This is a genomic window from Stutzerimonas zhaodongensis (assembly GCF_003696365.1).
Classification (GTDB): Bacteria; Pseudomonadota; Gammaproteobacteria; order Pseudomonadales; family Pseudomonadaceae; genus Stutzerimonas; species Stutzerimonas zhaodongensis.
Genome location: NZ_RFFM01000001.1, coordinates 1,338,527 through 1,357,343, shown reverse-complemented (window position 1 = coordinate 1,357,343; position 18,817 = coordinate 1,338,527). Strand labels below are relative to the sequence as shown.

Genomic DNA, 18,817 nt, shown 5'->3' with positions numbered 1-18,817 from the left:
GAGGTCGCCGATGTCGGAACTGGTAAGTATAAAAGTCACTCGTTTGGTCAAAGGGAGCGGTGTCGCCGCGCTCGCACTATTGCTGGGCGCCTGCGCCGGCAACCCCTATGAGACGTCAGAGCCGACCCGCCAGCCACCGCCGCCTGTGTCCAAGCCTCGCGAGCCCGTCGCCAGTCCTCCGCCAGTGCGCACACCCCCAGCACCGCGCCCACCCGCAACTCAGAAGAGCCACCCGCGTTATGCTCCACCGCCCCATGCCGCTGCGCATTGGGACAATCGGCTGGGCGTATATGTAGTTGAGGGCAAGGACATGTTCTATCGCGAGAGGCTCTATTATCGCTGGGATGGTGACTGGTACTGTGCTGGCAGGCCGGAGGGTCCTTGGGAGCCAGTCGCGCCTCCCAGCGTTCCAACTGGTTTGCGCGATCTGCATTGATACGTAAACTTTTCTTCTGGCAAGTTAAAGGCATTCAAAAGGATGCCGATAAGACTCAGGCACAGGCCATGATCCGTTGTGGTTGCGCATGTCGGTCAAGTAATCAGTCATCCGGAGCGGATTCATGAGTGCAGCAGTCAAACGTCTTGAGGAAACCGGCAACGCATTGCGCGACGCAATGGCTCAGCAGGACTGGACGGCCATCAGCGTTCTGGATGTTCAGTGCCGTCAAGTCGTCGAAGCGGCAATGGTTGAAGCTCGAGAAGATGACTCGACAATTCGCCAGCGGCTCCAAGACCTTGTTACCCTTTACCAAGAACTGGTTGCCGCATGCCAAGCTGAAAAGCGGCGCGTGGCCGACGAGCTGATTCAGCTGAATCAATCGCAACAAGGCGCCAACATCTACAAGTTGTTCGGTTGAATCAAAGGCTCATTTTGATAGCGGTCGAACTCGCATGAGATCCTCTCTCTAGTTTGCATACGCTTCGCACTACACCCGCTACGCTTTCCTCTTCTCTATTGCTGCATGTCAACTTCGGAACACATAGCCTGACGTTCTGTCGTTGAATCACGTCATAAATTTGACTCCAGCCTTTTTTTTTTATTAACTACCGTTATCTGCCAAAAGACGCAGGCGTCTGGAAGGGCGCGCGCAGGCTTTCTTTCAGCCTTCAGAGCACAAAACAAGATGTGGCGTGAAACCAAGATTTTGTTAATCGACGACGACCATGATCGCCGCCGGGACCTGACGGTGATTCTCAACTTTCTCAGTGAAGATCATCTCTCTTGCGCCAGCAATGAATGGCAGGGCGCGGTCGAGTCGTTGGAATCAAGTCGCAGCGTGCTCGGGGTGCTGCTGGGGGATGTGGCCGCGAAAGGCGGGGCAGTTGAACTGCTCAAGCAAGTCAGCAAGTGGGATGAGAATCTCCCTCTGATGCTGATCGGCGAGCCGGTTCCGCCTGATTGGCCAGATGAAATCCGGCGGCGTGTCCTGACCAGTCTGGAGATGCCACCCAGCTATAACAAGCTGCTCGACTCGCTTCACCGTGCCCAGATCTACCGTGAGATGAACGACCAGGCGAAGGCGCGCGGTAGGCAACGCGAACCTAATCTCTTCCGCAGCCTCGTAGGCACCAGCCGTGCCGTTCAACACGTACGGCAGATGATGCAGCAGGTTGCGGATACCGAGGCGAGCGTGTTAATCCTCGGTGAATCTGGGACCGGCAAAGAAGTAGTTGCGCGTAACCTCCATTACCATTCAAAGCGCCGCGCCGGGCCTTTCGTTCCGGTCAATTGCGGAGCCATTCCCGCGGAGCTTCTGGAGAGTGAGCTCTTCGGGCATGAGAAGGGTGCGTTCACCGGCGCCATTACATCGCGCGCCGGCCGCTTCGAGCTGGCTGATGGCGGCACGCTGTTTCTCGACGAGATAGGCGACATGCCGCTGCCGATGCAGGTAAAACTGCTGCGCGTGCTGCAAGAGCGCACGTTCGAACGAGTCGGCAGCAACCGAACGCAGAATGCCGACGTACGCATCATTGCCGCAACGCATAAAGATCTCGAAAAGATGATCGTCGATGGCAGCTTCCGCGAGGATCTTTACTACCGCCTCAATGTATTTCCTATCGAAATGGCACCGCTGCGCGAGCGCATCGAGGACATCCCGCTGTTGATGAACGAACTCATCTCGCGGATGGAGCATGAGAAGCGAGGGTCGATTCGTTTCAACTCGGCCGCCATCATGTCGCTCTGCCGCCACGATTGGCCGGGTAATGTACGAGAGTTGGCCAATCTAGTTGAGCGCATGGCCATCATGCATCCTTACGGGGTGATCGGCGTGATGGAGTTACCCAAGAAGTTTCGCCACGTGGATGACGACGACGAGCAATACGCGATTGGTGTCCATGACGAGATGGAGGAGCGAGCTGCCATCAACGCGCCCATCATTGCCGCCGACGCGCACACCATGCTCCCTGCAGAAGGTCTCGATCTCAAAGATTACCTGGGTAACCTGGAGCAGGGCCTGATCCAGCAAGCGCTTGACGATGCCGGTGGCGTCGTTGCACGCGCGGCGGAGCGGTTGCGGGTGCGCCGTACTACGTTAGTGGAGAAGATGCGCAAGTACGGCATGAATCGTCGCGAGGATGACGACCTCGACGAGTAGTGCTTTCAGGCCCCGCCGTTCATCAGCGGCGGGGCCTGTTCCCTTCTAGCTCTCCCGCTGGGCATGATCCTTGCTGCTGCACATGTCACCGACCATCTTTTTGACGGATACGCGTGCTTGTGACTTCAGCGACCTGCCCATCAGACCCAATACCTCTTCCCGTCAGGGCTGTGACCGGCCGCGAGCTTGAACAGTCGCTGGCGCTGTTCGACCAGATTTCCGGGCGACTGGGCGAATCCCAATACCTACTGCAGTCTCGAGTGGCTGAGCTTGAGGGGCAGCTGGCGGAAGCCGCCGCACAGCGACTACGGGAGTTCGATGAAAAGGAACGACTGGCGAGCCGGCTGCAGAGTCTGCTCGACCTGTTGCCTGGTGGCGTGATCGTCATAGATGGCCACGGCCTGGTCCGTGAGGCGAATCCGGTCGCTCACGAACTGCTAGGCGACCCGCTTGAAGGTGCGCTCTGGCGCGAGGTCATCGCGCGAAGCTTTGCTCCACGCCGAGACGACGGTCACGAGATCTCTCTCAAGGATGGACGGCGCGTGTCGATCGCGACCCGCTCAATGAATGGCGAGCCTGGACAGCTCGTGCTCTTGACCGACCTGACCGAGACGCGAAGGTTGCAGGATCAGTTGGCTCGCCACGAACGCTTGTCCGCGCTGGGGCGCATGGTGGCTTCTCTGGCGCATCAGATCCGTACTCCGCTGTCCACGGCGATGCTCTATGCAAGCCATTTGGAGCAAGGCGGACTTTCAGCTGATCACCAGCAGAAGTTTGCGGGCCGGTTGAAGAACAGGTTGAACGAGCTGGAGCATCAGGTGCGTGACATGCTGGTCTTCGCTCGTGGGGATCTGCCGCTTGAGCACCGCCTTATGCCCGCAGAATTAATGACTGCGTTGCGTGCTGCAGCTGAGGCGCATCTGGAGCGGGTGTCGGTGCGGTGGCAATGTGATGCCCGCGTCGGCGCGCTATTGTGCAACCGGGACACGCTGGTCGGCGCATTGCTCAACCTTATAGAAAACGCGCTACAGGCTGCTGGCGAAGCCCCCCGATTGAAGGTGCATATCTACGCTCGTGCCGCTTCATTGCGTGTCTGCATCAGCGATAACGGAGCAGGGATGGATGCCATGACCTTGGCGCGGATCAAAGAACCGTTCTTCACAACCAAACCTACCGGGACGGGCCTTGGATTGAGTGTCGTCAAATCTGTAGCGAACGCGCATTCCGGCTCATTCGAATTGCGCTCACGGCCGGGTAGAGGGACCTGCGCAACCGTGCTGTTGCCGCTGCTTCCGGCACCGTCGGTAATTTCGGAGTAGATCATGACGGTGAAGGTGCTTCTGGTTGAGGATGATCGGGCTCTGCGCGAGGCCCTGGGCGATACCCTTGAGCTCGGCGGCTATCCATTCCGTGCTGTCGATTGTGCCGAGGCGGCGTTGCGTGCGCTGGACGAGGAGAATTTCGGGCTGCTGGTCAGCGATGTAAACATGCCGGGTATGGACGGCCATGCGCTACAGGGGCTGGTCCGGCAAAGGTACCCGCAGGTACCGGTACTGCTTATGACCGCGTTCGGAGCGGTCGAGCGCGCTGTCGATGCCATGCGCCAAGGTGCCGTGGACTATCTGGTCAAGCCGTTCGAGCCAAGCGTTCTGCTTGGGCTGGTTGCTCGGCATGCGTGTGGTCATATCCACGCTGCGGACATGCCTGGTCCGGTAGCGGTCGAGCCTGCGAGTCGACAGCTGCTTGCGCTGGCGACTCGGGTTGCTCAAAGCGACTCGACCGTTCTGGTCTCGGGCGAGTCTGGCACCGGAAAGGAAGTGCTGGCGCGTTTCATCCACCAGCAGTCGCCACGTGCTGCGAAACCCTTCATTGCGATCAACTGTGCGGCGATACCGGACAACATGCTCGAGGCTACCCTGTTCGGTCACGAGAAGGGCGCGTTCACGGGCGCCATCGCCACCCAGCCCGGCAAGTTCGAGTTGGCGGAGGGTGGCACGCTGCTGCTCGACGAAATTTCCGAAATGCCATTGGCGTTGCAAGCCAAGCTACTGCGAGTGCTGCAGGAGCGTGAGGTTGAGCGCGTCGGTGGTCGTAAGCCGATACCGCTGGATATTCGTGTCATTGCCACAACCAATCGGGATCTTGCAGGAGAGGTTCGCAATGGCCGCTTTCGCGAAGACCTGTTCTATCGTCTTTCCGTTTTTCCGCTCGCCTGGCCTGCGTTACGCGACCGTCCTGCGGACATAGTGCCGCTTGCTGAGCGACTTTTAGCCAATCATGCATTGAAGATGCGGCAGCCGAGCGCGAAGCTGACGGCCGCGGCTCGGCAGTGTTTGATTAGTCATGACTGGCCTGGCAACGTTCGCGAGTTGGACAATGCCATTCAGCGCGCCCTCATCCTTCAGCAGGGTGGGCTGATTCATCCAGAGGATCTCTGCCTGGCTGCTGCGACGGGTTTCGCCTCGCTTTCGACGAATACTGTGGCCGATACCACGCAACTGCCGCCTTCACCGGCATCCGATGCCGCTGGTGTTCTGGGTGAAGATCTGCGGCGGCGTGAGTTCGAGCTCATTCTGGAGACGTTGCGCGCCGAGCGCGGGCGTCGGAAAGAGACTGCCGACCGTCTGGGAATCAGTGCGCGAACGCTACGCTACAAGCTGGCCCTGATGCGCGACGCCGGTATGGATCTCTAGACGGGGATTGGTCCGAGGGCTGCCAAGCCAAAATGGTGGCTCTGATAAGCTCTCATCCAACGTAACTCATGAGGATTCGCATGTGGATGAAGCATTCTGGCAGCGTCGTTGGACGCGCAACGAAATTGGCTTTCATCTCAACGAGGTCAATCCTTATCTGCTCCGTCACTGGTCTTGCCTATGCCTGGCCCCCGGCGCACGAGTGCTCGTTCCGTTATGCGGGAAGAGCATCGACATGGCCTGGCTTGCCGATCAGGGCTTCGCGGTGCTTGGCGTGGAACTGAGCGAGCGGGCTGTAGAGGATTTCTTCGCTGAGCAAGGGCTGGTCGCGGAGGTGAGTGACCGTGGCCCTTTCACGATCTATCGTTCCGGTTCGCTTGAAGTTCTCTGCGGGGACTTTTTCGAGCTGAGCGGAGCTGACGTAGTTGACTGCCAGGCAATATACGATCGCGCAGCACTGATCGCCCTACCTGAAGAAATGCGGCAGCGATATGTCGAGCACTTGCTGCATATTCTCCCATCGCACTGTGCGGGGATGCTGGTCACGCTGGATTACCCCCAGGACCAGATGGCCGGTCCGCCGTTCTCCGTGGGTGAGGACGAGGTTCGCCGCTCATTGAGCTCGCGTTGGAAGGTCGAAATCTTGGAGCAAGCGAACGTGCTCGATGAGCGCAATTGGAAGTTTCTTCAGCGTGGCCTGACGCGTCTGGAAGAGTGCTGCTACAAGCTCGGGAGCCTCGATTAAAACGAGGCCTAGCGAGACATGATCCATGTACGCTCCGCGCCGCTTTGCGGCGCCCTGGGAGCAGCGAGCCAGGCAAACCCGGCCCGCTTCATGTTCGATAGCTTACTGGCTGCGCTGTAGCTGGCGAATGAAGACATCTGCTTCGTCTATTGCTCGCTGCATCTCTGCCAACAGCTGATCGACATTGCCTTCGAGCGTACGGTATTCGCCCTGCAGCGCGCCTATGGCGCGAGCATTGAGGTTGTGTTTGAGGAATAACACTTGGTCGCGCAAAACATCGAGTACCGGATCGATGCGCTTCTCAGCCGCCTTCATACGCTGCAGCAATAGCCGATAGTCTTTCTGGGTGCGTTCCAGGTCTTTCGCACTGGCGGCTTTCAGGCTCGCGTTACTGTATTCGCCGAGCTCCTTCTTCCATTCCTTGAACAAGGCATTGGCCACATCCTCGACCGCAGCGATCCTGTTGCGCACGTCGCGAGCACTTTGCTCACTGGCCTCGAACTCAGTGTTCAAGGCTTCGTAGCGCTCTTCAAGCTTCCCGCCTTTGACTTCAACAACGCTGCGGTAGCGCTCCAAGGCGTCCTTGAATTGCTCTTTGGCTTGCTGTTGTGAGTCGCGGGCATCCTCGACCCGGTTCACGAGAATATCGCGCTTGTGCAGCCCGACCTTTTCCATCGCGGAATAGTAGGCGCTCTGACAACCCGTCAATGTGAGCAGGGCAAGACTTAACAGCAGGACATGTCGCATGGTGAATCCCTTGATCGATGAATGCGCTTGCTTCGACAGGCACACAGCCACTATGTGCAAACTCCAGGCGAAAAAAAGGGCAGCCAGTGCTGCCCTTCGTGGAAGCCGATCGTTTAGCCGCGCTGACGCAGTGCTTCGATACGGTCTTCGAGCGACGGGTGAGTCATCAGCAGGCCGGCGAAGCCGTTGCGCAGGGCGCCATTGATGCTGAACGCCTTGAGGCTGTCCGGCATGTCGACCGGCACGCCCTGTTCAGCACGCAGGCGCTGAAGGGCACCAATCATTGCGCTGGTTCCTGCCAGCTGAGCGCCAGCTTCGTCGGCGCGATACTCGCGTTTGCGCGAGAACCACATGACGATGATGCTGGCGAGTATGCCCAGGACCAGCTCCGCAAATATCGTAGCAACGAAATATCCGATGCCGTGGCCGTCTTCATTTTTCAGAATCGCACGATCGACGAAGCTGCCGAAAATACGCGCAAAGAACATGACGAAGGTATTCACGACGCCCTGGATCAATGCCAGGGTAACCATATCGCCATTTGCAACGTGGCCGATTTCGTGTGCCAGTACGGCCTTCACCTCATCTGGCGAAAAACGCTCCAGCAGACCCTGGCTGACGGCAACAAGGGCGTCATTCTTGTTCCAGCCTGTCGCAAACGCATTCGCCTCATAGGCAGGGAATATCCCTACTTCTGGCATCTTGATACCCGCATCGCGGGACAGCTGCTCGACTGTCTGCAACAGCCACTGTTCATGACGAGTACGGGGCTGGCTGATGATTTCGGTGCGGGTGCTCATTTTCGCCATCCACTTGGAGATGAATAGCGAAATCAAGGCGCCAGCGAAACCAAAGACGGCACAGAACGCGAGCAGACTGCCGTAATTCTGGCCGGTGTAGCGATCCACGCCCAGGAGTTTCAGGGTGACACTGGCGACGACCAATACAGCCAGGTTGGTGGCCAGGAACAAGAAAATGCGCATCATGTTGCGGCGGACTCCAAGGGGAACAGTAAAGAACGATAGGCTATATAAGGTGCGCGCCAGTCCTATTCAACCAAGCGACTATTTCAAGCTATGTCGCTTATTGCGCCGTTGCGGTTTCGATCAGTCAGCGCGGCTGATGAATAGCTGACGAGTCAGCTGCGCAAGCTGCTCGCTGTGGCCGTCGCGCAATGCCAGGCGAATCTGGTGAGCCATGCTCGAGTGCACTCGTCGAACGCTTGCGGGAAGTTCGCTGTTATTGGTATCGGCTTCGGGAAGTGTGCGGGTCAAGCGCACGAATGCCTTTTCGGTCAGGGCGACCTGATCAAGAGCAAGCTGCTGAATGGTGCTTTCATAACGAAGGTAACCTTCCTCGGCCAGCCACAGCAGGGCGCCCAGGCAGCTCTGGTGGCGCTTGCTGGGCAGCCCGAACTCGTCAGGCTCCTCATGGCCGATCAGATCTTCGACGTATACCGTGACCTTGCGTGGAAAGGCCTGATAGAGCATCAGCAGGCCGGCCGCAGCGTCGCGGTAGAAGTCGTCGATCTGCAGATCCATCTGGGCTACTGGCTGTAGGTCTTGAGGAAGCTGCCTATGCGGCCGATTGCTTGTTCGAGATCATCGACACGGGGCAGGGTAACTACCCGGAAATGGTCGGGCCATGGCCAATTGAACGCAGTGCCCTGGACGATCAGCAGCTTTTCCGAGAGCAGCAGATCGAGCACGAACTTCTCGTCATTGTGGATCGGACAGATCTTTGGATCGATCCGCGGGAAGGCATACAGGGCCCCCATCGGCTTGACGCAACTGACCCCCGGGATGTCGTTGAGCAGTTCCCAGGTACGGTTGCGCTGCTCCAGCAGACGTCCAGGTGGCAGCACCAGATCATTGATGCTCTGGTATCCACCGAGGGCTGTCTGAATCGCATGCTGCGACGGCACGTTCGCACACAGACGCATGTTGGCCAGAATGTCGATCCCTTCGATGTAGCTCTGGGCCTTGTGCTTGGGGCCGGAAATCGCTACCCAGCCCGAGCGGAAGCCGGCCACGCGATAGGATTTCGAAAGCCCGTTGAATGTCAGGCACAGTACGTCCGGCGCCAGCGATGCAGTGCAAATGTGCACCGCATCGTCATACAGAATCTTGTCGTAAATCTCGTCAGAGAACAGAACCAGCTTGTGCTGACGCGCCAGCTCGACCATGCCTTCCAGGATTTCACGGGGGTAGACCGCGCCAGTTGGATTGTTCGGATTGATCAGCACCAACGCTTTGGTGTTGGGCGTTATCTTGGCCTTGATATCAGCCAGATCCGGCCACCAGTTGGCCTGCTCGTCACAGAGGTAATGCACCGGCTTGCCGCCAGCCAGGCTCACCGCAGCCGTCCATAGCGGGTAGTCGGGCGCAGGGATCAGCACCTCGTCGCCGTTGTTCAGCAACGCCTGCATGGACATCACAATCAACTCGGACACGCCATTGCCGAGGTAGATGTCTTCGATGGTGATGCCTTCTACCTGCTTCTGCTGGTAGTACTGCATGATGGCCTTTCGCGCGCTGAACAGGCCTTTCGAATCGCTGTAGCCTTGCGCGGTAGGGAGATTGCGGATCACGTCCTGGAGGATTTCCTCTGGCGCTTCGAAACCGAACGGCGCTGGATTGCCGATGTTCAGCTTGAGGATGCGATGACCTTCCTCTTCCAGGCGTTTGGCGTGCTTGAGCACTGGCCCGCGGATGTCATAGCAGACATTGGCGAGCTTGTTCGATTTGCTGACCTGCATGATCCTGAGTGTCCCGAAGTGAAGACGTGCCGTGCTCTGTAGTGGCTGGCGACGTTCTGGCATGAACCCGGGCGCCTTGGCAGTGTGAAACCCCGCTGCCAGACTAGGCGTCTAAGAGCAACGCATCATACGTGCGGCCCGACCACCCGAAAAGGTACAGATCCGCCTTTTTTGAGATCACGAGGTGTACCGATGGACAAGCTAGAAAAACCGCTCGAAGCCTGGCGCGAAGAGCTTTCTGACGAGCAATTTCAGGTCTGCAGGCTCGGTGCTACCGAGAGGCCCTTCACCGGTAAGTACAACGATACGAAAACACCGGGCATTTATCACTGCGCCTGCTGTGATACGCCTCTGTTCGATTCGGATGCCAAGTTCGACTCCGGCTGTGGCTGGCCGAGTTACTTCCAGCCGGTGAGCGACTCGGCCATCACCAGCATCGATGACTTCAGTCATGGCATGCACCGCATCGAGGTGAAATGCGCTCATTGCGATGCACATCTCGGACACGTATTTCCAGACGGCCCGGCTCCGACCGGTCTGCGTTATTGCATCAATTCAGCCTCTCTCAACCATAAGCCGCACGACGCCGTCTGAGGCGCCCGGCTACGCATCAACGAGGCAACGCCATGCGCGATCCGGTACTGGACATTCCGTGCGTCACCATCGATGGGCAGCAGAAAACCTTGGCTGACTTTGACGGCAAGGTTCTGCTTGTCGTGAATACCGCGAGCAAGTGCGGCTTCACACCGCAATACAAAGGGCTTGAGGCGCTGTGGCAGCGGTACCGTGATCAAGGACTGGTCGTTCTCGGTTTCCCTTGCGACCAGTTCGGCCACCAGGAGCCTGGCGATGAAGCCCAGATCGCGGCGTTCTGCGAGCGCAATTTCGGTGTCAGTTTTCCGCTGTTCGCCAAGATCGACGTCAATGGAGGTGAGGCCCATCCCTTGTTCGTGGAGCTGAAAAAGCGTGCACCTGGCCTGCTCGGCAGCAAGTCGATCAAATGGAATTTCACCAAGTTTCTGATTGCCGATGAGGGACGCACCGTCGAACGCTTTTCCTCGCGCACCTCGCCCGACTCTCTGGCGACCCAAATCGAAGCTCATCTGTAGCGCCTTGAAATCACCGCGGAGACGTTGTCCGCAGGATCACCCGGGAGTCAATTAATGGATGGCGATTTAAGAGCCTTTCTGCAGCGCGCAGAAGAACTGATGGCGCGCCTGGAGCCGCTGCTACCTGCGCTTCGCGCTCCTGTGGATTGGTCTACCAGCTTGGCTGCTCGCTGGCACCGTGAAGGGCAGGGCGGTTACCTGCAAGCGCTGAGCGTATCACTCGACCTGAGCCTGGACGACCTGATTGGCATTGATCGCCAGCGGGACCTGCTGTCGAAAAATACCCGCCAATTCGTTTCCGGACTGCCGGCGAACCACGTCTTGCTGTGGGGAGCGCGCGGCACCGGAAAGTCGTCGTTGATCCGGGCGCTGCTGGCCGAACATGCTCGGGCGGGTCTGAGGCTGATTGAAATCGAGCGCGATCATCTGGCCGATCTGCCGAAGGTGGTTGATCAGCTCTCAGGCCAGTCGCAGTGTTTCGTGGTCTTCTGCGACGATCTCTCGTTCGAGGCGGGCGAAGGCGATTATCGGGTGCTGAAAAGCGTGCTTGACGGCTCGCTGGAGAGGGCGCCGGAAAATGTCCTGCTCTACGCGACCTCCAATCGCCGGCACCTGGTTCCAGAGCGTCAGAGCGATAACGACAACTGGCAGATGATCGATGGCGAGCTTCACCCCAACGAGGCGGTAGAGGACAAGATTGCGCTGTCGGATCGTTTCGGTCTATGGCTTTCGTTTTATCCCTTCAGCCAGGAGCATTATCTCAGTGTGGTTCGGCACTGGATCGGCTCACTGGCGGATAAAGCGGGGCTTACCTGGAACTGGGACGAGTCGCTGGAGAAAGACGCGATTCGCTGGGCAACCGCGCGGGGCAACCGCAATGGCCGCTGCGCCTATCAGTTTGCTAGGCAATGGGTGGGCATACATCTGCTTTGATCTGCGGCGCAGGTGCGCGTTTTAGCTAGCTCGCCGGAGCCCCGCAGCATTCGGGCTGCAGGGCGTGGCTTAGGGCGCGCTTGGTGCTACCGGTCGCCAGAGCCTGCTGCTTTCTACCCTGGGCGGAGATTTCCGCCTGCGCTGATGATCGCCTCAGCTGCTGAGCGCAGGCTGCTTACCCATCTCGATGAGTTTTGCCGTCGTCCGCTGCTCTCCCGGAAGCAGGCTTTGCACGGAGGCGAGCTCTTTGACCCGTGCGTAATGGGCCGATAACGCCGGCCAGCGGTTTGCGTCGATGGCTTCGCGACCGTGTTCCATATTGATCAATTGGCTAGTGATGGCGAGATCGGCCATGGAAAGCTGCTCGCCAAGGAAATAGGGTTTCTGCCCCAGCTGACCTTCCAGATAGTCGAGATGCGGTGGCAGCTTCTGATTGAGTGCCGTTTGTACGCTCTCTTCATTGCAGGGTTGGCCGGAGCTTGGTTTCAGCACGCGGTTGCGAAAAACCCCGAACGTTGTGAGCGGTGCGAGTTCGTAGTCGGCGTACTTTTCCAGCCAGCGTACGTGGGCTCGGTCGGTGGGGTTGTTGCCATATAGGCAAGCAGTGTGCGCATAGGTCTCTTCGAGGTACTGGCAGATGACACTGGAGTCAGCGAGAGTGAGCTCTCCGTCCTTCAGCGCCGGGATCCGGCCCAGCGGATTCAACTGCAGATACCACTCCGGTGGCGTAAACGGCATTACCACCTCCAGTGCGTAGTCCAGGCCCTTCTCCAGCAGGCATAGACGTACTTTACGAACGAAGGGCGATAGCGGGGCGCCGTATAGGGTTATGGGCATATAAATCCTCCACGTCAGGCAGCGGCTACAGACGGATACCCAGTGAGTTAGGGTGTAGTGCCGTAGATCCGTCCGTGCCTAGTAGATGTTGTTTTTCTTCCAGTCGTCGTCGCTTTCGAAGCTTTTCAAACCTTCAGCCAGCTCGCTGTTTTCGTCAAGATTCGGCTTCTGTTGCGTCTGCTCAAGTTTATTGGCATGGGCATAGCTGGCTTCGAGTTTGGCCAGCTGAGGCTGATAGTCGGCCGGATTCGGTTGCTTGCGAACATGCTGGATGCCGCGTTCGAAGGCAAGGCGTGCCTTGTGCGCACTCCCTTGTTGCAAAGCCAATTGGCCGACGTTGGAAAAGTACTCGATGTGCAGCATCACCATCATTCCCTGGATCTGCTTGACCCAGCGTTTGGCGCTTGGCGCATCCAGCTGGCCCTGCTTGTTCGCCCAGATGATCAGGGTGTGCAAGTCTTCCATAAGCAGGCGGACTTCCTTGGCCTGTGCTTCGGTCAGAACTTTGACTGGCGCATTTTCGACCGGGATGTCGTCGCCTTTGGCAATCGCGCTGTTCAAGGCTGCTATCCGAGCCTCGAGTGCGGCGTTCTTCTTGTCCAGCGCCAGCAGGCGCTCCCCCAGATTCAGCTCAAGCCGCGAGAGCAGCAGCTTGAGTGCTGGAGTCATCATCTGGCCTGGAAAACTGTCCGATAGAATAGCGCAGCGGCGCATCCGGTCGTTCAGCTCTGCCCGCTGACGAGCCTTCTCAAGATTGTTCTTCTCTACTATTTGGTTGATGACACCGATGGCGATCAATACGCACAAGCCGGCTATGACTAATCCAGTGATAAGAACTGGGGACACGGGCGCACCTCTCTAACCAGGCGATTTTCTGTCGAGTGTAGAGCGTTAGATGGCAAGCTGATAGCTCAACGCCGCGTGCCAATCTACCTATAAAAAATATTTAACGTGACGCTTGACGACCCTTGGCTGGCTCCATAGAATGCGCGCCACTTGCAGAGTGAAGCACATCGCGAACACTGCAAGCCGGGAGAAAAGATGTAGTTTCCGGGCAGCGTCCCCTTCGTCTAGTGGCCTAGGACACCGCCCTTTCACGGCGGTAACAGGGGTTCGAGTCCCCTAGGGGACGCCATTTTTGTTGCAGTATCGCGGGAATAGCTCAGTTGGTAGAGCACGACCTTGCCAAGGTCGGGGTCGCGAGTTCGAGTCTCGTTTCCCGCTCCAAATTTTCTTCATGCCTTGATAAAAGGTATCGAAGAGTAAAAAAGCGACCTCAGGGTCGCTTTTTTTTATTCCTGTTGAAAAGTCTCACAATCGTTACGGTGCGGCGGCACTAAGGGCATCCCGCGTCCAGGTTGGCGAGCCTGCAAGTAAAGTGGTTCAGGCTTTGGCTGCATCATTTCTTTTTGGCAGAACAACCGGCCCCCCTTATTTCCTCCCCGTGGTTTTCTCAGCCGGCCCCCTTGGCGCTCTAGGTGAGTCGCGGTTATGTCGGGTCTCGCCACTCTGGTCGGGCAGAGCGGTGTCTGCTGCTGCCGACCTTTGCCTTCATCCGTATGACCAAGCTCGCCGCGCAGGCAGGCGGCGATCTGTCCGTCTCAGCATTTGCATTTGCATTGGCGATGGGCGGCCAATTCACGACGTCTCTGACATCGCGCGCTCGCTACGTTGAATCATCGACCACTTGTTGGACTCGAAGGTCAGTACACCACGTCGCTGTACTCCGACTATCGCTGCCATAGACGCTGATTGGATCATTACCCGAGAGGCGCTACGTACAATGGCTACTGCACTCAGGATCTAGGTGATCATGGCGTCAACCGTTCAAAATCCTTCCGCTCAAAGTACTGCTGCCACGTTACGTTCCGTTTGGCTGGCGCAGGCTCAGGCCAGCCCGTGGATTACTTTCAGTCTCGCTGCGACGGGTGTTGCGGTGGTGCTATTGATCATCGCCGGTTGCATCTCGGCGTTTCAGAGCAACGAAGCAGACAATGTCCGCTATGCGCTGCTGGGCGGGGGGGCAGGATTTGTGGCGACGGCCTTTGGTGCGCTACTGGCGATAGGGCTGCGGGATATTTCCACCCGTACGCAGGACAGCATGCTCGGCTTCGCCGCCGGCATGATGTTGGCCGCTAGTGCGTTTTCCCTGATCCTCCCAGGGCTGGAGGCTGGGCTTGAACTTTTTGGCAGCGAGCCTTTGGCTGCGCTGACGGTAGTCGTTGGTCTTGGGCTCGGCGTACTGCTGATGCTCGGCCTGGATTATTTCACCCCCCACGAACATGAAAGCACTGGCCCTCGAGGTCCTGAATTCGAGCGTCTGAATCGCGTATGGCTGTTCGTGCTCGCTATCGCGCTACACAACCTGCCTGAAGGTATGGCGATCGGTGTGAGTTTCGCCAATGGTGATCTTAGCGTTGGGGTGCCGTTAACCACCGCTATCTCGATTCAGGACATTCCCGAGGGCTTGGCTGTTGCGTTGGCGCTGCGCACGACCGGCCTTTCTGCTCGCGCATCCGTGCTCGTGGCGGCTGCATCAGGTCTGATGGAGCCGCTAGGCGCACTGGTTGGCATCGGTATGTCCAGCGGCTTCGCTATTGCCTACCCGGTCAGTCTTGGTCTGGCTGCTGGAGCGATGATCTTCGTGGTATCCCATGAGGTGATCCCCGAAACCCATCGCAATGGTCACCAGACGCCGGCGACACTGGGGTTGATGGTGGGCTTTGCCGTGATGATGTTTCTTGATACGGCGCTGGGTTAGCCTGCTGTACAAACACGACAACGAATTCCACCCGTTCCTTTGGCCGTTCTTCACCCACCGGTAATTCACTGAGCTAGGTAATGCGGCTCACGCAAATAAGCGTGCGAAGAAAGCCGAATAGGCTTGCTAGAAGTTTTCTTCGGCGCCGACGCAAGCGCACAGCCGTTTAGGAATGCGGCTGGCCCAGCCGACCCTGGATCAGTCGCTCTCTTTGTGATTGTTCAAAGGTTCTCCAGAAGTCTACGCGCTGCTTCCTGGCCGCTTAGCCAGGCTCCCTCCACGCGGCCGGACAAGCACCAGTCTCCGCAAGCGTAAAGGCCCAGGCGCGCGTCAGTCAGGGCGTTCCACTCATGAGCCTGTGACGGGCGAGCATACAGCCAGCGATGAGCCAGGGTGAATTCGGGTGCGGGTACCACGCAGTCGATCAGCTCTGCGAAGGCGCCGTGCAGGAGTTCGATCACCGCATCTTTAGGCAGGTCCAGATGGTGGCGACTCCATTCGCTGGTGCCATGCAGAACCCAGGTATCCAGTTGGCCGTCGCGGCCCGGTTTGCTGCGGTTGCGGGCGACCCAGTCCAATGCATCGTCCTGGACGAAACAGCCTTCAAGCGTGGTGCTCAGCGGCATGGCAAAGCCGAGCGCCACTGACCATGTCGGCTCCATCGCTACGCTTGCGGCCGCTGAGGCGAGTTTAGGGGCGCTCGATAGCAGCGCAGCGGCCTGCGGTGCCGGAACGGCGACAATTACGTGGCTGAATGGGCCGTGGCTGGTGCCTGTGGCATCGACCAGCGTCCATTGATGCTCGCCCCGGAATACTTCAGTGATCCGGCAGCTGAATGTAACGGGAAGTTCGCCCAGGAGGCCTCGGGTGATCGCGCTCATCGTCGGCTGACCTACCCAGCGAAGCTGCTCGTCTGCAGAGGATTTCAGCTGGCCGCCCCGAGACTGGAATAGGGTAGGCGACCATTGATCAACCCATCCCTCGGCTTGCCATTGCCGCACGGTTTCTGAAAAGCGCCGATCACGCGTCGTAAAGTACTGCGCCCCCAGGTCAAGGGAGCCCACGTCACTGCGTTTGCTGGCCATACGGCCGCCGCTGCCGCGGCTCTTGTCGAACAGGTGTAAGGGCAGCCCGGCATCGTGAAGCGCGCGGGCTGCGGATAGTCCTGCGATTCCGGTTCCGATGATGGCGATTGGAGCCTGGCTCATGATGACCTCGCGTGCTGTTTGCCATCAGCTGCGCAACCGGTTCGTTACGCAGCATCATTTCATGACAAGTGTTCGATACTGCTTGAGCCTCTCCATCCTCGGACAGACGACTGTCTTTGGCTAGAGGGTTTGAATGCAATGCGTCAGACGGCTGCCCGTATATGGAGACGCCTGACAGGCGGTAAGGCAAGCGCGGAGTTGATGGGACCTGCTTTTACGAGGGTTGCAGGCAATTGTTGTAAGTTGCTGATAAGCCGGTACAATGGCGCCGCTCGCCGCCAGGCGGGTTTGTTATGGTGGGCCCTGCCGGTCCCCCCGCAACGATCAGCCGTGAACCCGGTCAGGCCCGGAAGGGAGCAGCCGCAGCGGTGACATTGTGTGCCGGGGTGTGGCTGGTAGGGTTCACCTCCATAACGACAGCATTTTCCTTCCTCTATCTTTATTTTCTTCGCACTGATTCCTTCGAGGTCTCGGGCGGATTTTGCTGTCCATCGATAATGCGCAACCCTTGTTTGTCGCTGGCGACCGTGCAGCCGCCAAGAGTGCGCATGCCAGTGTTCTAAGGGCAGCTACGGCCTGAAGTGCACTTGTTGGAGAAGTTCTTTGTCGGTAAAAGCGAGCTGGGACATCTTTTGCGTCGTCGTCGATAACTATGGCGATATCGGGGTTACCTGGCGCCTGGCGCGGCAGCTGGTTGCCGAGCATGGCCAACAGGTGCGGCTGTGGGTCGATGATCTGGATACCTTTGCTCGACTTTGCCCTGGCACCAGCGCAACGACTGATCGGCAATGGCACGAGGGGGTCGAGGTCCGACATTGGCAGGTTGACTGGCCGAGTGCTGAGCCGGCAGATGTCGTGATCGAAGCTTTCGCCTGCCAGCTGCCAAATGATTACATCAAGGCAATGGCCGACAGTGGGCGCCGCATCCTCTGGCTCAACCTGGAATACCTCAGTGCTGAAGACTGGGTGGTGGGGTGTCATGCCCTGCCGTCGATGCAGCCTGATGGCTTGCAGAAATACTTTTTCTTTCCAGGCTTCGAGCAGGGTACCGGTGGGCTGATCCGCGAGGGTGATCTGTTGGCGCGACGGGAAGCTTTCCAGGCCGACCTGGCTATGCGCGCGGAGTTTTTACAGTTGTTCGGCCTGGAGGTACAGCCAGCAACGCGGCTGATTTCATTGTTTGCTTACGAGAACCGAGCGGTAACCGGATGGCTCGATGCGCTGGCAAATGATACGCGACCCACTCAGCTGCTCGTGCCAGAAGGGCGGGTGCTAGGTGATGTAGCGAGTTGGCTGGGCCTGGCGCAGCTGAAGGCAGGCGACCAGCACGCGCGCGGCTCGTTGCAGATTGCCGTTCTGCCATTCATGACTCAAAACCAGTACGACATGCTGCTGTGGTGCTGCGATTTCAATGCGGTACGTGGAGAAGAGTCGTTCATTCGCGCGCAATGGGCGGGGCGCCCACTGGTCTGGCACATCTATCCGCAGGAAGAAGATGCCCATTGGGACAAGCTTAACGCCTTCCTCGAGCTTTATATCCGCGACCTTTCCCCCCAGGCTGAGGCTGCATTGCGTGAATTCTGGCGCGCCTGGAATGACGGAGTCGGCAGCGGCTCTGCATGGATCACGTTGCAGCAGCATGAACCTGAACTCAGGGCGCATGCTGGTCGCTGGACGCACAAGCAGGTTGCCAATGGCGATCTGGCCGGAAAGCTGGTGTTTTTTTACACAGATTGGCTATGATACGCGGCCTGTTTTTTGTCTCTAATTCCATTCGGATATTCGTATGAAAACCGCACAAGAGTTCCGTGCCGGCCAAGTGGCCGTTATCAACGGCGCACCCTGGATCATCCAGAAAGCCGAGTTCAACAAGTCCGGTCGTAACAGTGCCGTGGTCAAGATGAAGCTCAAGAACCTGCTCAATGGTTCTGCTACCGAAACCGTGTACAAGGCTGATGACAAGCTGGAGCCGGTGATCCTCGAGCGCAAGGAAGTTACCTATTCCTACTTCGCTGACCCGCTGTATGTCTTCATGGACGAAGAATTCAACCAGTACGAAATCGAAAAAAGCGACCTCGAAGGTGTAATGACCTTTATCGAAGACGGCATGACTGACGTCTGCGAAGCTACTTTTTACAACGACAAGGTCATTTCGGTAGAACTTCCGAACACCATCGTTCGTGAAATCGTGTACACCGAGCCTTCCGTGCGCGGCGATACCTCCGGCAAGGTCATGAAGACTGCCCGTCTGAAGAACGGCGCCGAGCTGCAAGTTTCCGCCTTCTGCGAAATCGGCGACTCGATCGAGATCGATACCCGCACCGGCGAGTACAAGTCTCGTATCAAAGCCTGATACGTTGCTTAAAAGCCCAGCCTTGCGCTGGGTTATCGAACCGAACCCCGCTTATGCGGGGTTTTGTTTTTCTGGC

At 58.1% G+C, this 18,817-nt stretch carries 19 protein-coding genes, 2 tRNA genes and 1 other RNA gene; 15 read left to right on the top strand and 7 right to left on the bottom strand.

The window, feature by feature from the left end:
* Positions 1 to 10: 10 nt before the first annotated feature.
* The 6 genes from EA797_RS21970 (at position 11) to EA797_RS06170 (ending at position 6,035) form a co-directional block, all read left to right on the top strand.
* The gene (locus EA797_RS21970; protein WP_122164250.1) at positions 11 to 436 is read left to right on the top strand and encodes a hypothetical protein; all 426 of its coding nucleotides are present in this window, start codon (positions 11 to 13) and stop codon (positions 434 to 436) included.
* A 124-nt stretch (positions 437 to 560) separates the two neighbouring features.
* A complete protein-coding gene (fliT, locus tag EA797_RS06190; RefSeq protein ID WP_122164249.1) occupies positions 561 to 857 on the top strand; it encodes a flagellar protein FliT in 297 nt (98 codons plus the stop codon).
* 267 nt (positions 858 to 1,124) lie between these two features.
* On the top strand, positions 1,125 to 2,597 hold the full coding sequence (locus EA797_RS06185) for a sigma-54 dependent transcriptional regulator (protein ID WP_122164248.1): 1,473 nt from the start codon (positions 1,125 to 1,127) through the stop codon (positions 2,595 to 2,597).
* Between the two features lie 170 nt (positions 2,598 to 2,767).
* Entirely contained in the window at positions 2,768 to 3,916 is a 1,149-nt protein-coding gene (locus EA797_RS06180; protein WP_279635032.1) for a sensor histidine kinase, read from the top strand.
* Positions 3,917 to 3,919: 3 nt separating this feature from the next.
* Entirely contained in the window at positions 3,920 to 5,290 is a 1,371-nt protein-coding gene (locus EA797_RS06175; protein ID WP_122164246.1) for a sigma-54-dependent transcriptional regulator, read from the top strand.
* An 82-nt stretch (positions 5,291 to 5,372) separates the two neighbouring features.
* Positions 5,373 to 6,035: a thiopurine S-methyltransferase gene (locus EA797_RS06170; RefSeq protein ID WP_122164245.1), complete on the top strand. Its 663-nt coding sequence runs from the start codon at positions 5,373 to 5,375 to the stop codon at positions 6,033 to 6,035.
* 102 nt (positions 6,036 to 6,137) lie between these two features.
* Here the strand turns inward: EA797_RS06170 and EA797_RS06165 are convergent, their stop codons facing one another.
* From EA797_RS06165 to EA797_RS06150, 4 genes are all read right to left on the bottom strand, one after another.
* Positions 6,138 to 6,782, bottom strand: coding sequence for a DUF2959 domain-containing protein (locus tag EA797_RS06165; protein ID WP_122164713.1), 645 nt, complete (start codon positions 6,780 to 6,782; stop codon positions 6,138 to 6,140).
* A gap of 113 nt (positions 6,783 to 6,895) precedes the next feature.
* The gene (gene htpX / locus EA797_RS06160) at positions 6,896 to 7,768 is read right to left on the bottom strand and encodes a protease HtpX (protein WP_122164244.1); all 873 of its coding nucleotides are present in this window, start codon (positions 7,766 to 7,768) and stop codon (positions 6,896 to 6,898) included.
* A gap of 120 nt (positions 7,769 to 7,888) precedes the next feature.
* The gene (locus EA797_RS06155) at positions 7,889 to 8,323 is read right to left on the bottom strand and encodes a hypothetical protein (protein ID WP_122164243.1); all 435 of its coding nucleotides are present in this window, start codon (positions 8,321 to 8,323) and stop codon (positions 7,889 to 7,891) included.
* A gap of 5 nt (positions 8,324 to 8,328) precedes the next feature.
* A complete protein-coding gene (locus tag EA797_RS06150) occupies positions 8,329 to 9,540 on the bottom strand; it encodes a pyridoxal phosphate-dependent aminotransferase (RefSeq protein ID WP_122164242.1) in 1,212 nt (403 codons plus the stop codon).
* Between the two features lie 192 nt (positions 9,541 to 9,732).
* Here EA797_RS06150 and msrB point away from each other — a divergent pair, with 192 nt between their 5' ends.
* The 3 genes from msrB to EA797_RS06135 are packed head-to-tail and all read left to right on the top strand — an operon-like array spanning position 9,733 to position 11,582.
* Positions 9,733 to 10,134 (top strand): peptide-methionine (R)-S-oxide reductase MsrB, encoded by a 402-nt coding sequence (msrB, locus tag EA797_RS06145; RefSeq protein WP_122164241.1) that lies wholly within the window; start codon positions 9,733 to 9,735, stop codon positions 10,132 to 10,134.
* Positions 10,135 to 10,166: 32 nt separating this feature from the next.
* The gene (locus EA797_RS06140; RefSeq protein ID WP_122164240.1) at positions 10,167 to 10,649 is read left to right on the top strand and encodes a glutathione peroxidase; all 483 of its coding nucleotides are present in this window, start codon (positions 10,167 to 10,169) and stop codon (positions 10,647 to 10,649) included.
* A 54-nt stretch (positions 10,650 to 10,703) separates the two neighbouring features.
* Positions 10,704 to 11,582 carry an ATP-binding protein gene (locus tag EA797_RS06135; RefSeq protein ID WP_122164239.1) on the top strand — a complete coding sequence of 293 codons (879 nt, stop codon included), beginning with the start codon at positions 10,704 to 10,706 and terminating at the stop codon, positions 11,580 to 11,582.
* A 153-nt stretch (positions 11,583 to 11,735) separates the two neighbouring features.
* On the opposite strand, the gene EA797_RS06130 is transcribed toward EA797_RS06135, so the two are convergent.
* Positions 11,736 to 12,419 carry a glutathione S-transferase family protein gene (locus EA797_RS06130; RefSeq protein ID WP_122164238.1) on the bottom strand — a complete coding sequence of 228 codons (684 nt, stop codon included), beginning with the start codon at positions 12,417 to 12,419 and terminating at the stop codon, positions 11,736 to 11,738.
* A gap of 78 nt (positions 12,420 to 12,497) precedes the next feature.
* Entirely contained in the window at positions 12,498 to 13,265 is a 768-nt protein-coding gene (locus tag EA797_RS06125) for a hypothetical protein (RefSeq protein ID WP_122164237.1), read from the bottom strand.
* Positions 13,266 to 13,478: 213 nt separating this feature from the next.
* On the opposite strand from EA797_RS06125, the gene EA797_RS06120 reads away from it, so the two are divergent.
* The 3 genes from EA797_RS06120 (at position 13,479) to EA797_RS06110 (ending at position 15,180) form a co-directional block, all read left to right on the top strand.
* A tRNA-Glu gene (locus tag EA797_RS06120) sits at positions 13,479 to 13,554 on the top strand.
* Positions 13,555 to 13,570: 16 nt separating this feature from the next.
* Positions 13,571 to 13,646, top strand: a tRNA-Gly gene (locus EA797_RS06115).
* A gap of 586 nt (positions 13,647 to 14,232) precedes the next feature.
* Positions 14,233 to 15,180 (top strand): ZIP family metal transporter, encoded by a 948-nt coding sequence (locus EA797_RS06110; RefSeq protein WP_122164236.1) that lies wholly within the window; start codon positions 14,233 to 14,235, stop codon positions 15,178 to 15,180.
* A 221-nt stretch (positions 15,181 to 15,401) separates the two neighbouring features.
* Here the strand turns inward: EA797_RS06110 and EA797_RS06105 are convergent, their stop codons facing one another.
* Positions 15,402 to 16,388: an NAD(P)/FAD-dependent oxidoreductase gene (locus EA797_RS06105; protein WP_122164235.1), complete on the bottom strand. Its 987-nt coding sequence runs from the start codon at positions 16,386 to 16,388 to the stop codon at positions 15,402 to 15,404.
* 304 nt (positions 16,389 to 16,692) lie between these two features.
* Between EA797_RS06105 and ffs the strand changes: the two genes are divergently transcribed.
* The 3 genes from ffs to efp all read left to right on the top strand — a co-directional run bounded on the left by ffs (position 16,693) and on the right by efp (position 18,741).
* Positions 16,693 to 16,789, top strand: an RNA gene (ffs, locus tag EA797_RS06100) — signal recognition particle sRNA small type.
* 202 nt (positions 16,790 to 16,991) lie between these two features.
* Positions 16,992 to 18,131: an elongation factor P maturation arginine rhamnosyltransferase EarP gene (gene earP / locus EA797_RS06095; protein WP_122164234.1), complete on the top strand. Its 1,140-nt coding sequence runs from the start codon at positions 16,992 to 16,994 to the stop codon at positions 18,129 to 18,131.
* Between the two features lie 43 nt (positions 18,132 to 18,174).
* On the top strand, positions 18,175 to 18,741 hold the full coding sequence (gene efp, locus EA797_RS06090; protein ID WP_122164233.1) for an elongation factor P: 567 nt from the start codon (positions 18,175 to 18,177) through the stop codon (positions 18,739 to 18,741).
* Positions 18,742 to 18,817: the final 76 nt, after the last annotated feature.